Here is a 14,771-nt window from a genome sequence, read left to right as displayed (position 1 = left end):
TCACCTAGCTATTTTTGATTATTTTAATCGAGGCAGTCATACCAACACGCAGTTGTACGTCTTTTGGTATGTTGTCTAACTTAACTTTGATAGGGATGCGTTGAGCTAGACGTATCCATTGGAAGTTTGGATTCACGTTTGGCAATAAATCATTACCTGTGCTGCCATCTTGTTTGGCAATACCAAAGCCAATACTTTTGATATGTCCTTCTAGTTGAACATTGTTATGCATCATTAAAGTAACATAGGCTGTATCCTGAGCGTCGACGCCGACTAAATCAGTCTCTTTGAAATAACCTTCAATCCAAAAGCTATCTTCATCAATTAGCGCAACCACAGGTGAATTCGCGACAACTTGAGAACCTACACGTAGGTTCAGATTGGTGATATAGCCGTTAGTAGGCGCATATACCTTGGTGTATTCAAGGTTGAGGTGTGCTTCTTCTACGTTCGCTTTTGCGAGTTCGACATTCGCGGTGCTAGTTTCTACCGCGTTGTTCAAGTTGTTTAGAGTAAGTGCGGGCACCGCACCGGGTGTTCTTTTCTCTAAATTCAACGCGCGTTGCTCTTCGTTTTTGGCTTTGGCGAGTAGGGCAAACGCTTGTTTTTGAGTGGCAAGTGCTTTTTTGTAGGTCGCCTTGTAAATACTCGGATCGATTTCAAAAAGAAGATCGCCTTTTTTCACTTTAGAGTTGTCTTCGACATGTACTTCAATCACTTGACCCGTGACTCGAGGTGTAATCGAGACAATATAAGCACTCACTTGTCCGTCTCTGGTCCACGGGTTACTTGAATACGACTGGTAATAGCTATAAACCACAGTTCCCGCAGCAGCCAATAATAAAAGTGTGATGAGATAACGTTTGATCACAGTAAGTGCCTCAAAAAATGGTAATAAAATGGCCGATAGCGCCAGTAAAAATCACGATCAAGCTCAGTTCTGCTATTGCAGGAAAGGCGACGTACTTATGAAGGCCAAACCTGGTAGCGATTGACCCTGTTAGCATTGTCAATATGTAAGCCAGTGCGATAACCAATAACAGCGGTGGGAAGTAGACTTCACCCCACACAAGTTCATGTGGCATTGTGTTCATGGTTCTGTTCTCTATTTGTTTGATGAATGCAACGATAACGGAGTTCGATTTATTGTGATAATCGCTTATAGAGGACTATATCCATCGAATTCGTTGGATATTGAGTTACATGATGATTTTGTTTTCCATTTCGATGAAACAGTGATAAGTGGGTACGAACGAAACTAGTCGTATAGAATAAAATCTAATATTAAAACTATTATTAGAGATACTTATTTTTCTTTAAATTATTGATGTGGAGAGAGGCATTTTTTATCGGTCTTAATTGGAGATTAAGTGAGGGGGGAGCGAGATAAAAATTATAAACGTTAGGAAATTGTTTAATATTGTGGATTTTAGCTGAGAGTATGTAAGGCAAGAGTTACGCGCGCTCTTGCTTACATAAAACCATTGAACTCTGCGGTAACGTAAAAGAAGTTACCTTTCTAACGATGCAAGTTTTATCGTGATATCACTGTCACCGTAACCTTTATTGTCACTGTCACCGTAACCTTTATTGTTACTTGCTTGGGTAACCATTAAACTCTAATTGCTTGGATATATTTATGCAGTAGCTCCACATAGTGAGCTTTTTTCTCTTCATCAAATCGAATGGTAGGAAATGAAATTGAGACACTGGCAATTACGGTACCAAAACGGTCGTAAACTGGAGCTGCTATACAACGTAAGCCTGGCTCTTGTGCTTCATTATCTTCGCCAAAATGCTGTAGCTTAATCGCTTTAAGTTCATCGATAAGTTGCTCGACGTTTTCGAGGGTATTTTTTGTGCTTTTCACAAACTCGGTGTCTGCTAGCTGAGTGTGAACGAATTTTTAGTCACTTTATGCCAATAGAGACATATGGGTGACCTGTTTTTATATATGTCGCCACTTTGTCGCCATTGTTCTCCTGAAATTTTTTAAATACTTGCTTTCAAAAAACTTATTTCGCTAATGTATATAATGGCTTCACTAATCCAATCAGGCCTAGATCTAACACCAATCATTACTCACCACTACAAAGTGGACGATTTCCAGAAAGGCTTCGACATGATGCGCTCTGGTATGTCAGGTAAAGTTATCCTCGATTGGGAATAAGCAAAAGGAGTAAACACTCCCGAGCTTCCTGATTATTTGAAAATGCCTCAAAGCGATTTGGGGCATTTTTGTATCTAAGCTCTCTTTTTCTTAACTAAATTACCTATGTCACTTAATGGCCATTTTACTGCCCAGTAATCTCTAAAATACTCAATAAGCAGTTACATCTTATTGTTTTACTATTGAAGAGAGGGCTCACGGCTTGTAAACCAATTGCACTGATAATAACTGGACTATTATTAACGCCGAATTTTGCTAGCGCTAAGGTCGACATTTCGAAATCTGAAAGCGATCAAGCGGCAGAACAGGAAGCAAAGGAACTTGCAAACCCAAATACAGCTTACGCTAGTCTCAATCTAAAGCTTCAGTATTCAGGTGGTTACGATGGTGGAGGAGATGCTTTCGCGACCGTATTACAGCCGACATTGCCGTTCCCTATGGATAATGGCGACAAAGTCATCTTCCGTCCTGCTATCTCTTATGTTCAGAATGATTTCAATGTGGATACTCCGACAAGTTCCCAACATATGGATCAGTCAGGAGTGAGCGACATTTCTTTTGATCTAGCCTATGCGCCCAAAATGGACGGTGGGACTATTGCTGCTTTTGGTTTGTTTGCTTCTTTACCAACGGGCAGCAGCGAGCTCACGGCAGATCAATTTGCTGTCGGCCCTGAGTTTATGTACGGAAAAGTGAGTGCTGAACGCGTTGTAGGTGTGTTCCCAAGCCATCTTTATGGCGTATCGGGCAAAGAGGCGGATCACTCTGATACTCGTATTAACAAGACGTCTACGCAGTTATTTTGGGTGGAGTTATTGGAAGGTGGGTGGACGGTAGGTTCAGCACCGACATTCTCGTATGACTGGAATAAGGATCAGGCGGAAATTCCGTTGAATATAAGCGTAAGCAAGACTACTGTGTTGAACGGACGTCCTTGGAAGTTTGGCATTGAAGCGAACTATTACCTTGAGAAAGACGAAGAAACGCGTCCAGATTTTATGTTGAGCTTCAATATCAGCCCTGTAGTGGAAAATAAACTGGCGTCTTTATTCGATTAAGCCGTTATTTGAAATACAGTTTTAGAAACGAAAAAGGCTGAACGATCATCGTTCAGCCTTTGGTGTTATTGGATTAAGCGATTCTATTAACCAGCAGCAACTTGCATGATGAGACCACAGATGTAAGCGCCGTATGTACCGAGAGCGTAACCCAATACCGCCATTAGGATACCTACTGGTGCCAATGCTGGGTGGAATGCAGCCGCGACGATAGGTGCCGATGCAGCGCCGCCTACGTTTGCTTGGCTACCTACAGCCATGAAGAACAATGGTGCACGAATTAGCTTCGCCATTACAATCATCAGAAGGGCATGAATAGTTAACCATGTGATACCAATGAAGAAGTAACCTGGGTTGTCTAAGATAGCTGTCACATCCATTTGCATACCGATAGTTGCAACTAGGATGTAGATGAACGCTGAACCAACTTTAGACGCGCCGCTGTGCTCAAGGCTGCGTGTAGATTTGAAGCATGAAGCGATCAGCGCGAACGTTGTCACCATTACGATCAGCCAGAAGAAGCCAGATGTTAGGCTGTATTTCGCAAGCTCTGGCGCGTTGGTTGAGATCCACGGTGCAATCATGTCACTGAATAAGTGAGCCAAACCTGTTAAACCGAAGGCAATTGCCGTGATCTTCATGAGATCGGTTGTGGTTGTTGGGCGAGCGTTCTCTTCTTGGTACTTAGATACCGTCTCTTTTAGCTCTTCGATAGATGATGTATCTGCTTTTAACCATGCATCAATCTTCTTCTGGCGACCAGCCATGATAAGTAACACTGCCATCCAAATGTTCGCACAGATAACATCAACCGTAATCATTGCAGAGAAGAGTTGGTCATCAACCTCGAACACTTCTTTCATTGCTGCTTGGTTCGCACCGCCGCCAATCCAAGAACCAGCCACAGTTGTAAGGCCACGCCATACATCGCCAGATACTAGGTCAGGGTTAACTTGGTCGATAATCAGAATTGCCAAAGGGCCACCAATGATGATGCCGACAGTACCCGTTAGGAACATGATGACGGCTTTTGAGCCAAGACCGAAGATTTTGCGTAGATCAGCTGAGATGATCAGTAGAACGAGTGCGCTTGGTAATAGGTAACGACTTGCAACAAAGTACAGCTTTGAGTTTGATGCGTCGATGATGCCTAGGCTGTTCAATAGAGAAGGAACAAAGTAACAGAGCAATAGACCCGGAACGAACGAGTAGAATTTTTTCAGTGCGCTATTTTGGCTACTTTCCGTGATAAAAACACCGCCAAGAATAACAGCTAACATGCCCATTATTACAGCATCATTAGTAATCATTATTATATCTCCTTTAAGGTGAGCGCAAAGGTCTCACTTTTTTGAATTGCAGGACTATACCGACAACCGCCATTCGTTACAAATTGTAACGATAGACATATTTTGAAATGTTTATGTTAATTTTGATGGTTTGAATTTGTGAATGTCGTGCGTTATTTATTTGATTGATGAATGAATCTGTTAGGGGTTTTGCGGCGTATTTCGATATATGCAATGTAATTCAAGCCTTAGAGAGTGGTCGCTAAGAATTGGGTGGATGCTTGAATGGTAGGAATGAGTGCATATATAGCCATGTTTTTGGTGTGGTTTATGCGGGGTGGGAATGTTTCAATAATGTAAAAATCGAATCCACTTTTGCCATGTGGTCAGAAATTAAAAATTTTAGCTAGATCACACAAATCTTTCGGATTAAGAGTTTCAGCACCTGATACTTGTGCTCATTTGAGGTTTTGTCGGGGTTAAATGAAAGAAAAAGCGGCTCAAATAGCCGCTTTTGATGGTTGAATAGCATGGTTATCTAGAGCTGTAGTCTAGATTCTGCTTAAGACTCTTCTTCCTCAAAGCCATCTGCATAGCCTTTCGGTGGAGGTGTCCAACCACGTTCAGAACGAGAGTGTTTGTCTGAACGGTCTTTTTTCATGTCTTCTTTCATCGCTTCTTCCAGGTGAATGAAGATCTGTCGGTAGTTATTGTCGTAGCGTGGATTTTCTTCGGCTTCAGACCAAGCTTGATAAAGCTTTTCAGATTTACGACTTTCGACACGTTGATACGTTGATTTTTGCTGTTCAACAAAAAATGGATGATGCCCAAGAGAACGCAAGGCTTGTGCGCCCATCTCAAGTGCTGAATGGTACGTTTCTGATTCCACAAAATCGGCGCCGGCTTCTCTTAAGCGATAGCTATGACCACGGTCAAATGCACGCGCCAAGATTTTAACTTTTGGATACGTGTGTTTTACGTACTTCACTAATTCGACGCTAGAATCTTGATTATCGATAGCAACAACAAGCATCGCGGCTTCTTCGATACCCGCGGTATGCAACAAGTCGTGACGAGTAGCATCACCAAAGTAAGATTTAATATTGATGGAGCGTAATAAGTCCACTTGGTTTGCTTGATGATCCAATACTACGGTATTGACGTCATTTGATACCAACAAGCGGTTTACGATCTGACCAAATCGGCCGATGCCTGCAATGATAACGGTACCTTTCTCTTCTATTTTGTCTTCTTCTCGATCGTTCGATTTTTGCTCGTAACGGGGCAGAATGACTTTATCAAACAGAATGAACAGACCAGGAGTTAAGAACATAGAGAGGGCAACAACCAGTGATAGTGTTTGAACAATATCCGCAGGTAATACATGGTTCTGTGCTGAGAAGCTGAGTAGTACAAAACCAAATTCCCCCGCTTGAGCCAAGCTCAATGTAAATAGCCAGCGGTCGCTGTTTTTGATTCTGAAGATTAAAGCCAGTGTAAACAACACCAAGGCTTTCAGCGCCATCACGCCAAGAGTTAAGCCAATGATTAGTGCGAAATCGTTAAATAGAACGCCAAAGTTGATACCTGCGCCTACCGTGATAAAGAACAATCCAAGCAATAACCCTTTAAACGGGTCGATGTTAGATTCCAGTTCGTGCCTGAACTCACTGTTGGCAAGTACCACACCTGCTAAGAAAGTACCTAGGGCAGGCGACAAACCAACAAGGCTCATTAGCGCGGCAATACCAATCACCAACATCAGTGCAGTTGCAGTGAAGATCTCGCGTAAGCCAGAGCTCGCAACAAAACGAAACAGTGGCCGACTTAGATAATGTCCACCGACGACCACAATCGCAATTGAAGCCGTAATAACAAGTCCGTATGCCCAACTTGGCAAACCTGCAACTAAACTGAGTTCATCATGGTGTGCAGCGGTTTGGGCGGCACTTTCTGCCAAAGCAACCAATTCAGGAAGAGCCAACAAAGGGATGAACGCCAGCATTGGGATAACGGCAATATCTTGGAACAAAAGTACCGAGAAAGCGTTTTTACCGCCTTCCGTTTTAGACAGGCCTTTCTCATTGAACGTTTGTAGAACAATGGCTGTCGATGAAAGCGCAAAGATCAAACCGATAGTTAAAGCAATCGTCCAAGGTTGACCAAAGAACTGTGCAATTCCCATCACGATAGCGGTCGTACCACCAACTTGAAGGCCACCAAGCCCCATCAATCGGTTTCTCATCGCCCATAGCATCTTAGGTTCAAGTTCAAGCCCGACTAAGAACAGCATCATCACTACACCGAACTCGGCAAAGTGCTGGATGGTTGTTGTCTCTTCGCCAACCAATCCAATGATGGGACCAATCACAACGCCAGCGATTAAGTAGCCGAGAACTGATCCAAGTCCAAGTCTTTTGGCAATAGGGACCGCAATCACGGCTGCAATTAAATAGATAAATGCTTGTAGAAAGTATCCCGTCATTATTTAACCTCTGCCATCAATTCTTCCACAATATGGTTCAACTTTTCTGCCTTGTTGGCTCTTTTGATGTTGATATCACCTGCAACCAAGGCCTGTAAAAGAGTTCTGTAGCTATCGACATGTTGTTGAATACGGTTTTCTTCTAAAGCGGTACGAGATCCAAAAAGCGCAAAAGGCGCAAGATAGTTCATCCCACATAAAGACGCGGTTTGTTCAATTGGGTGAAGCAGTTCTCGAATAGTGAAGTGGTTGTAGCCATCACTTTGGTAAGCATCCTTTTTACCGCCAGCAGTGATGCAACACAGTAAGCTCTTACCTTGTAACTCGTTGCCATCGGTTCCATAGGCGAAGCCATACTCTAGAACGAGATCTTGCCACTCTTTGAGAATTGCCGGTGTGGAGTACCAATATAAGGGGAACTGAAAAATGATGATGTCATGGTCCAATAGGCGTTTTTGCTCACGATCGATGCTGATCTTGAACGTTGGATATTCGGCATAGAGGTCGACGCACGTGACACCGTCAACGCGTTTTGCTTGCTCAAATAACGGTTTGTTTGCTTCAGAACGATGTTGAGAAGGGTGTGCGAATAGCACTAAAACTCGATTTTTCGACATATAGCCCTCTTTGTATATAAACGAATAATACCTATTGGGATTATAGATATACAATAATAGAAGAATGCTTGAAGAACAACGAATTAGCTAATAGTGATTGTTTTTTCATTATCTCATTTCGTATAGTTTACCTTGTTTTAAGGCACTGTATTGTTTATACAATTCAATACTTCGAAAGGATATGAGCTTGTAAAACTAAATATTCGTTAATAATAAAAGCTAACATTTTTACTTTATGTCACCTTAACGTTAGAACGAAACCATTCGACAACTTTTCATACAATGATAACGAATAAAGGAAAGAGTATGAGTACAGATCTGCGTCAACAATGTGATTTTTTGCTTTCTGGTCACTTAGAACCAACTCCGGCACAAACATTCGCTCAGATGGCTCACTGGTGTGAAACAAATAATGTTACTCACGATAGCTACGGTGATGGCGAGTTTATTGAGAGTTTTGAAAAGAAAGTGGCAGATCTGCTCGGTTATGAAGCGGCTGTGTTTGTTATTACGGGCACCATGAATCAACCGACTGCACTAGAAATTGCGTGCCAAGAGAGAAGAAACCCAGTAGTGGCGATGCATGAATCGAGTCATATTATGCGCCATGAACGCCAAGGGTATCAGCTTCAAAATCGTTTTAGTGTTCTTCCTGTCGGTAACGTATTCCGCACTTGGAATGTCGATGACTTAAAGGCATGGCCTGATGAAATCGCAGCCGCATTATATGAACTGCCGATGCGAGAAATTGGTGGGCAGTTACCCGAATGGGAAGAGCTTGAGGCGATTAAACAGTACTGCAAAGAGCAATCGATTCACCTTCATATGGATGGTGCCCGCTTGTGGGAGTGTGGCGCGTATTACCAAAAGCCATACCGCGAGATTGCTAAGGGGTTCGATAGCGCCTATGTCTCGCTGTATAAAGGTCTCAATGGCCTTGGTGGTTCGCTACTGTTAGGCGATAAAGCTTTTGTAGCGAAGGCATCGGCGTGGATGAAGCGCCAAGGTGGTAACGTGTATCACCGAACGCCTTATGTGGTATCTGCTGCGATGCAGTTTGATGAGCGATTAGAACTGATGCCAGCTCTGTATGAACGCACTAAACAGGTTTATCAAATATTACAAGATTACCCTCAGTTCACCGTTAATCCGCAGCAACCGCAGGTCAACATGCTTCACCTATATTTACCTGTGAGCTATGAAGACGGCATTATTTTGAGAGATAACATAGCGAAGAAACACAAGATTTGGATAGGAAACCCAGCGATCAGTGAGTTGCCAAACCAATGTAAGATTGAATGGTATGTAGGGGATAACCTACTAAATTTGCCTGATCATGAGCTGATAGACATTCTAGATTTTATTAGCGAAGAGCTGATTTGATTAACGAAGAGCTGGCTGAAGAAGAACTGATCTAATTGGAACTGAAATGGATACAGGAAAGGGTTCTTATATCCATTTATATAGCTAGGATGTCCGGCTCTGTTACATATACTGGTTGATGTACACATCAACTAAGAACATGAACACTGGAACAGTGCTGAGAAGTCCGAAGAAGACGATTGGCACCCAGTTTTTCATTTTCTTTTTAGGTTGCTCAGTGTTATTCATAAATTCGGCCTTAAATTCGTTGTTGAGTCTGTTTAGCTTTTTGGTACTAAAAATCTAAGTGTATGGTATCAAATAAATGGGTTTAGCCCTATGTAGATTTAGAGAACCGTGGTGTATATCAATCACATAAAATGTAAGTGATTCATAAACGGTTCATAAAGGTTCAACAATAATGAACCTATTACAACAAGCATTGCCTTACTCGGCATATTAAATAAATAGCATTCAAAGATTTGGAGAATACAGAATGAAAACAATAGGAAACATCATTTGGTTTCTGTTCGGTGGCGTATTTATGGGACTAGCTTGGTGGTTCTTCGGACTGCTCGCATTCCTAACCATCGTTGGTATTCCATGGGGTAGAGCATGTTTTGTTATGGGTAACTTCTCATTCTTCCCATTTGGTCAGGAAGCGATTTCGCGTGATGAGCTAACCAATGAAATGGACATCGGCACGAGCCCGCTAGGCGTGATTGGTAACGTTATTTGGTTCTTATTTGCGGGGATCTGGTTGGCGATTGGTCACATCATGTCAGCAGTAGCGTGTTTCATTACTATTATAGGTATTCCGTTTGCGATTCAGCACCTTAAGCTCGCGGTTATCTCATTGGCGCCAATCGGTAAAACCGTTGTCGACAAGCGTGAAGCAGAAGCGGCACGAGTAAGAAACTACAAGGGTTAAGACTACAGTTTAAGCCTTATATAGAACTGAAAAAGCACATCACATGATGTGCTTTTTTGTGCCTCGTTTTCTATCTAACGATGCCCCAATCTCACAAACACTCACTAGACATTGTTGAACAAGACTTCAAGCCTAAGGGTGATGTTGGCTTCTTCGGTGTGTTTCTCATGAGGTTCTCGTTCCCATTGATAACGAGGGATGAGTTCGTAGAACAGCCACTCTTTCCATACGTTTTGTCGGTAGGTAACCGAAACCTGAGCGTATTCGTAATGATTATGAGGCTCATCCGTTGCATTAATCGTGGCGCTATATTGAAGTGCTTGGTCTTGGGCAAGGTAGTGATACAAGGTTAGCCCTGTACCATAGTTCCAACCTTTAAGGTCGTCGTTATATCCTGCAAAGCTTGACCATCGAGCCAAGAAATCATCACTTAAAGAAAGATCAAAGTCGATGTCGGTGATCTCACCAGTCTCTTGTTTTTCTTGATATACACGTTGGGTCAGCCTGAATACTGCATCTGTGGTGAGCGGGTAGGTAAAACGATAGCGAGCCTCTATTCTTGGGCGTAATGTCGCTTTGATATTGAAACTACTGTAACCCTTGGCATAGGCGTCATAACGAAGGCCAAGTGCATTTTCTAACTCTTCAGAATCTTGTGGGAAGAAGTCTAAGAATTCTTCATCGCCAACAGACTCGTAGATTAGCTTAAGCCTTTTGCTGACAAAGGGTAAATGCAGGCGTGCGTTGAGCTTGGTGGAATAATCCACGTCACCGCCCTCAGAATAGATGAAATCATTATACCAACGTACAGAGGTTCCGGCTCTGGCGTCCTCGGTAATACGGTCATCCACAAAGAAGTTATCGAACCATATTGCGGGCTGACAAAACTTGCTGTTTAGGTAGTGGTAAGCTTTTTCGACGCGCGTGTCTTCTAACGGTTGGCTGTGACACTCATCCTGTTCCTCCGCGAAGGCAGAGTGGGAAACGAGCGATGCTAATAATGAGGAGTTAACTATCCAACGACTCAATGGAACCTGTTTGTCATTCTATGTATCAATAGTTTGACTATAACTAAGCAGTTATGACAATGCGACTTTTAAAGAGATTTATCTTAATCAGTGGCTATTCAAAACAGAGACTTGAATAACATATGGCAGGTAAAGAAAACGGGCTCAGTAGGTGAGCCCGTTTGTCGATAAGTTTATAAGTGACTTAATGGCAGATTACATTGCCGCTTCGAAAATCGCAGAGATTTCTTCGTGGGTCGCTTGTTTAGGATTAGTAAAACCACATGCGTCTTTCAGTGCGTTGTCAGACAGAGTAGGGATATCTTCTAGCTTCGCACCAAGTTGCGCGATACCTGTTGGGATGTTCACGTCATTTGCTAGTTGAACAATTGCTTCGATCGCAGCTTCTGCACCTTGCTCTGGTGACATACCTTCAACGTTAACGCCCATTGCTTTTGCAACATCACGTAGACGCTCAGGACAAACTTGCGCGTTGTAGCGTTGAACGTGTGGTAGCAAGATAGCATTACACACACCGTGTGGAAGATCGTAGAAGCCGCCTAGCTGATGTGCCATCGCATGAACATAACCTAGTGACGCGTTGTTGAACGCCATACCCGCCATGAACTGTGCGTAAGCCATTTGTTCACGTGCTTCAATGTCTTCGCCGTGCGCTACTGCCGTTCTTAGGTGAGCTTGTACAAGTTCAATGGCTTTAATCGCTACAGCGTCTGTAATTGGTGTCGCTGCGATAGAAACGTAAGCTTCGATTGCGTGTGTTAGCGCATCCATACCTGTTGCAGCAGTCAGTGATGCAGGCTTAGCAAGCATTAGTTCAGGATCGTTTACTGAAATAAGCGGTGTTGTGTGCTTATCAACGATAGCCATCTTAATGTGGCGCTCTTCATCAGTGATGATGCAGAAACGTGTCATTTCTGAAGCGGTGCCCGCAGTCGTGTTGATAGCGATAAGAGGCATCATTGGCTTTTCAGATTGGTCTACGCCTTCGTAGTCTGCAATCTTGCCGCCGTTAGAAGCAACCAGAGCAATGCCTTTTGCACAGTCGTGTGGAGAACCGCCACCTAGAGAAACAACGAAATCACAATCGTTGTCAGTCAGCAATTCAAGACCATCGTTAACGTTCGTGATGGTTGGGTTTGGTTGAGTGCCATCGAATACAACTGCGTCTACGCCTCGCTGGCTAAGAAGGTCTTGTACCTGCTTAACTACACCAATTTGATTCAAGATCTTATCAGTAACGATCAGACCTTTTTTAAAGCCTTGAGACTGAATACTATCAGCAGCATCCTTCAGACAGCCAGTACCCATGAAGTTGATTGTAGGGATGTAAAATGCAGTAGACATTGGAAAACTCCGTTAATTATGATTTTTAATTTCCTACATGTTGTCGGCATTCAAGTGGTCGACCATTGATCTGGAACAACTTTGAATTCGAACTACCACTTTGTGGCTAGTCGTTGTGATAGGGCTCATATAGCAATCGTTTTCATGGTTTTTGGCTGTGTTGATTGTCAGTAATAGATCGCGATAAATCGACTAAATTAGAGACAGTATGGAGCTCTATAACAATGAAAAATAAGGTTTTTCATTGAAAACTCTTCTAGTTAGGCTGGTGTCGACGTTTTATCTGAGTCATCGCTGCATTCAATTTCAGGTTCTTGTGACTCTTCAGAATCAAGCGTGTCTTCTGACTCCTCGTCATAGTATTTGACAAGAAAAGGGGTAAGCACGACAGACGATGGTAAAAAGTGCTTCATAATACCTCCCGGTACTTAAATGTATTTCTTGTATGGTATTGGTTTAATATGTGGCAAAATTTGCGATACATCATGACTTGCTGCTTGTTTTCTATAAATTATTAGATTTATATACAGGCTCACAGATTTACGAGTAAAGTGATTGCCAGCCTACAAGGCGAAGAGAAAAATTAAGCAAAACTACGATAAAAACAAACACAGCACTGCTCAACAACGCGAATAACAGGACAGAAAATGAAGTACGATTGGATATTCTTTGATGCGGATGAAACCTTGTTCCACTTTGATGCTTTTCAAGGAATGAAGCTGATGTTCTCCCGTTTTGGTGTGGACTTTAGTGAACAGGATTATTCGGTTTACCAAGAGGTTAATTTACCACTTTGGGTAGATTATCAAGATGGCCGCATTACGGCAGCTCAACTGAAGCACGCGCGTTTTGAAAGCTGGGCAACAAAGTTAGAGACAACAACAGCAGAACTAAACAGTGCATTTTTGACCGCAATGGCGGATATCTGTTCTATGCTCCCAGGTGCAAAAGAGTTGATGGAGTCTTTAAAAGGCAAAGTGAACATGGGTATCATCACGAATGGGTTTACCGAGCTGCAATCTATACGTTTAGAACGCACAGGCATGACAGATTACTTTGACCATGTGATCATCTCTGAAGAAGTCGGTGTCGCGAAACCAGACGCTGAAATCTTTGAACATGCACACAAGCTTGTTGGCTTACCAGCAAAACAACGCGTATTGATGGTCGGAGATAACCCGCATTCAGATATTTTAGGCGGCTTGGATTTTGGTATTGAGACGTGTTGGTTGAACAGCCAAGAGAAAGCAGCACCAGCAGGTATTAACCCTCATTATCAAGTTAAGTCTTTAGCTGACCTGCAAGCTCTGTTATTGGCATAATTGCTTTTAGATTTTTGAGTGAATGATTGATAGCCGAGTGCAGTTATGTGCTCGGCTACTTATTTTTACCTACTGTAAGTTATCGATAGTGGTGCTTAAGTCTATCTTTGCTTTAAGCTCGCTTTGATTACCCAATGACAATAAAGAAAAGGAAGAGGTGTGTTTAAATCTCATCGCCATAGCTGCTACGGCATTGCTGCCATTCTACTTTGGAGCTGCTTAATCGCGCTGTCTCGAAGCGTATCTGAACAACTGGGCCCAATCGGTGGTGCGGCCAGCCTTTACACGGTGAGTGCGCTGTTGTTGATCTGTGTTATGGGTCTACCAAAGCTGTCACGCTTTTCTAAGTCTTATTTGCTGATTGGCGGCACCTTGTTCGTTTGTTATGAGATCTTCTTGGCTCTGGCTTTAGGAATGGCAAACAATAGACATCAAGCCTTGGAAATGGCTGTCATCAACTACTTATGGCCAGCACTGACGGTGTTATTTGCGGTGCTGCTGAGCGACAAGAAAATTAACTGGTTGGTTTACCCAAGTATCTTCTTGGCCTTCTTTGGCGTCGCTTGGAGCATCAGCGGCGATCAGGGGCTTTCTGTTGAACAAATCGCTGCCAATGTTGCTACTAACCCAAAAACTTATTCAATGGCGTTTTTCGGCGCGATTATTTGGGCGGTTTACTGTAATTACACTCAGAAAGTGGCGAAAGGGCAGAATGCGATTGTGTTGTTCTTTATCGCAACGGCAATCACCTTGTGGATCAAATACGCATTGAGTAACGAAACCGGCATGGTGATGACAACCAGTGCTGCGATTGACTTAGTGTTGGCAGGCGTGTGTATGGGCGCAGGTTACGCGCTTTGGAATACAGCGATACTTGGCGGCAATATGGTCTTCTTGGCGACCATGTCGTATTTCACGCCTATTTTTGCGACCTTACTGTCTTCTATTATTTTGGGTTTGTCATTGAGCATGACGTTTTGGCAAGGCGTTTGTATGGTGACGATTGGCTCTTTAGCTTGCTGGTGGGTAACCAGAGACAAAAAGCCGACGGTTACGGCGTCGGCTTCTAAAAAGGTTCAATCAGAGTCTTAGTTAACCAGAGGTTGATGGGTTAATTCTTGTTTTTTTTTAACTCTCGATTCTTAACTCTCGATTCTTAACTCTC

At 42.9% G+C, this 14,771-nt stretch carries 14 protein-coding genes and 2 pseudogenes; 6 read left to right on the top strand and 10 right to left on the bottom strand.

Annotated features, from left to right (window positions below; all coding sequences use genetic code 11):
* Window positions 1-4: 4 nt before the first annotated feature.
* The 3 genes and pseudogenes from AB4263_RS01825 to AB4263_RS01815 all read right to left on the bottom strand — a co-directional run.
* A complete protein-coding gene (locus AB4263_RS01825; protein WP_102332923.1) occupies window positions 5-871 on the bottom strand; it encodes an HlyD family secretion protein in 867 nt (288 codons plus the stop codon).
* Window positions 872-881: 10 nt separating this feature from the next.
* Window positions 882-1,094, bottom strand: coding sequence for a DUF1656 domain-containing protein (locus AB4263_RS01820; RefSeq protein WP_010429574.1), 213 nt, complete (start codon window positions 1,092-1,094; stop codon window positions 882-884).
* 499 nt (window positions 1,095-1,593) lie between these two features.
* Window positions 1,594-1,906, bottom strand: a pseudogene (locus tag AB4263_RS01815) (IclR family transcriptional regulator C-terminal domain-containing protein); the annotation flags it as partial.
* A 123-nt stretch (window positions 1,907-2,029) separates the two neighbouring features.
* Between AB4263_RS01815 and AB4263_RS01810 the strand changes: the two are divergent.
* Window positions 2,030-2,170 (top strand): annotated as a pseudogene (locus tag AB4263_RS01810) (L-threonine 3-dehydrogenase); the annotation flags it as partial.
* Between the two features lie 182 nt (window positions 2,171-2,352).
* Window positions 2,353-3,228, top strand: a complete 876-nt coding sequence (locus tag AB4263_RS01805; RefSeq protein ID WP_372097318.1) for a hypothetical protein — start codon at window positions 2,353-2,355, stop codon at window positions 3,226-3,228.
* An 86-nt stretch (window positions 3,229-3,314) separates the two neighbouring features.
* Here the strand turns inward: AB4263_RS01805 and AB4263_RS01800 are convergent, their stop codons facing one another.
* The 3 genes from AB4263_RS01800 to AB4263_RS01790 form a co-directional block, all read right to left on the bottom strand.
* The gene (locus AB4263_RS01800; RefSeq protein WP_046223963.1) at window positions 3,315-4,538 is read right to left on the bottom strand and encodes a DUF819 domain-containing protein; all 1,224 of its coding nucleotides are present in this window, start codon (window positions 4,536-4,538) and stop codon (window positions 3,315-3,317) included.
* Window positions 4,539-5,079: 541 nt separating this feature from the next.
* On the bottom strand, window positions 5,080-7,002 hold the full coding sequence (locus AB4263_RS01795; RefSeq protein WP_016769169.1) for a monovalent cation:proton antiporter-2 (CPA2) family protein: 1,923 nt from the start codon (window positions 7,000-7,002) through the stop codon (window positions 5,080-5,082).
* The gene (locus AB4263_RS01790; protein ID WP_010428887.1) at window positions 7,002-7,619 is read right to left on the bottom strand and encodes an NAD(P)H-dependent oxidoreductase; all 618 of its coding nucleotides are present in this window, start codon (window positions 7,617-7,619) and stop codon (window positions 7,002-7,004) included. Before AB4263_RS01790 ends, AB4263_RS01795 begins: the two co-directional genes overlap by 1 nt.
* Before the next feature lie 306 nt (window positions 7,620-7,925).
* Between AB4263_RS01790 and AB4263_RS01785 the strand changes: the two genes are divergently transcribed.
* Window positions 7,926-9,002 carry a low specificity L-threonine aldolase gene (locus AB4263_RS01785; protein ID WP_372097316.1) on the top strand — a complete coding sequence of 359 codons (1,077 nt, stop codon included), beginning with the start codon at window positions 7,926-7,928 and terminating at the stop codon, window positions 9,000-9,002.
* 102 nt (window positions 9,003-9,104) lie between these two features.
* Here AB4263_RS01785 and AB4263_RS01780 read toward each other — a convergent pair whose 3' ends face one another.
* On the bottom strand, window positions 9,105-9,230 hold the full coding sequence (locus tag AB4263_RS01780) for a hypothetical protein (RefSeq protein ID WP_017060906.1): 126 nt from the start codon (window positions 9,228-9,230) through the stop codon (window positions 9,105-9,107).
* Window positions 9,231-9,477: 247 nt separating this feature from the next.
* Between AB4263_RS01780 and AB4263_RS01775 the strand changes: the two genes are divergently transcribed.
* Complete coding sequence (locus tag AB4263_RS01775; RefSeq protein WP_004730224.1) at window positions 9,478-9,912, top strand: YccF domain-containing protein; 435 nt, start codon at window positions 9,478-9,480, stop codon at window positions 9,910-9,912.
* A 104-nt stretch (window positions 9,913-10,016) separates the two neighbouring features.
* Here AB4263_RS01775 and AB4263_RS01770 read toward each other — a convergent pair whose 3' ends face one another.
* The 3 genes from AB4263_RS01770 to AB4263_RS01760 form a co-directional block, all read right to left on the bottom strand.
* Entirely contained in the window at window positions 10,017-10,940 is a 924-nt protein-coding gene (locus tag AB4263_RS01770; RefSeq protein WP_029235256.1) for a hypothetical protein, read from the bottom strand.
* A gap of 195 nt (window positions 10,941-11,135) precedes the next feature.
* The gene (gene yiaY, locus AB4263_RS01765) at window positions 11,136-12,284 is read right to left on the bottom strand and encodes an L-threonine dehydrogenase (RefSeq protein WP_017069430.1); all 1,149 of its coding nucleotides are present in this window, start codon (window positions 12,282-12,284) and stop codon (window positions 11,136-11,138) included.
* A 260-nt stretch (window positions 12,285-12,544) separates the two neighbouring features.
* Entirely contained in the window at window positions 12,545-12,697 is a 153-nt protein-coding gene (locus AB4263_RS01760; protein ID WP_170962431.1) for a hypothetical protein, read from the bottom strand.
* A 234-nt stretch (window positions 12,698-12,931) separates the two neighbouring features.
* Between AB4263_RS01760 and yjjG the strand changes: the two genes are divergently transcribed.
* Window positions 12,932-13,606: a pyrimidine 5'-nucleotidase gene (yjjG, locus tag AB4263_RS01755; protein WP_372097314.1), complete on the top strand. Its 675-nt coding sequence runs from the start codon at window positions 12,932-12,934 to the stop codon at window positions 13,604-13,606.
* A 159-nt stretch (window positions 13,607-13,765) separates the two neighbouring features.
* Complete coding sequence (gene yddG, locus AB4263_RS01750; RefSeq protein ID WP_371721354.1) at window positions 13,766-14,698, top strand: aromatic amino acid DMT transporter YddG; 933 nt, start codon at window positions 13,766-13,768, stop codon at window positions 14,696-14,698.
* Window positions 14,699-14,771 lie beyond the last annotated feature (73 nt).

This window comes from Vibrio sp. 10N.261.55.C5, from assembly GCF_041470505.1.
Lineage (GTDB): Bacteria > Pseudomonadota > Gammaproteobacteria > Enterobacterales > Vibrionaceae > Vibrio > Vibrio crassostreae_C.
Note: the sequence above shows the minus strand (reverse complement) of the source record. Positions and strands in the feature narration are given on the sequence as shown.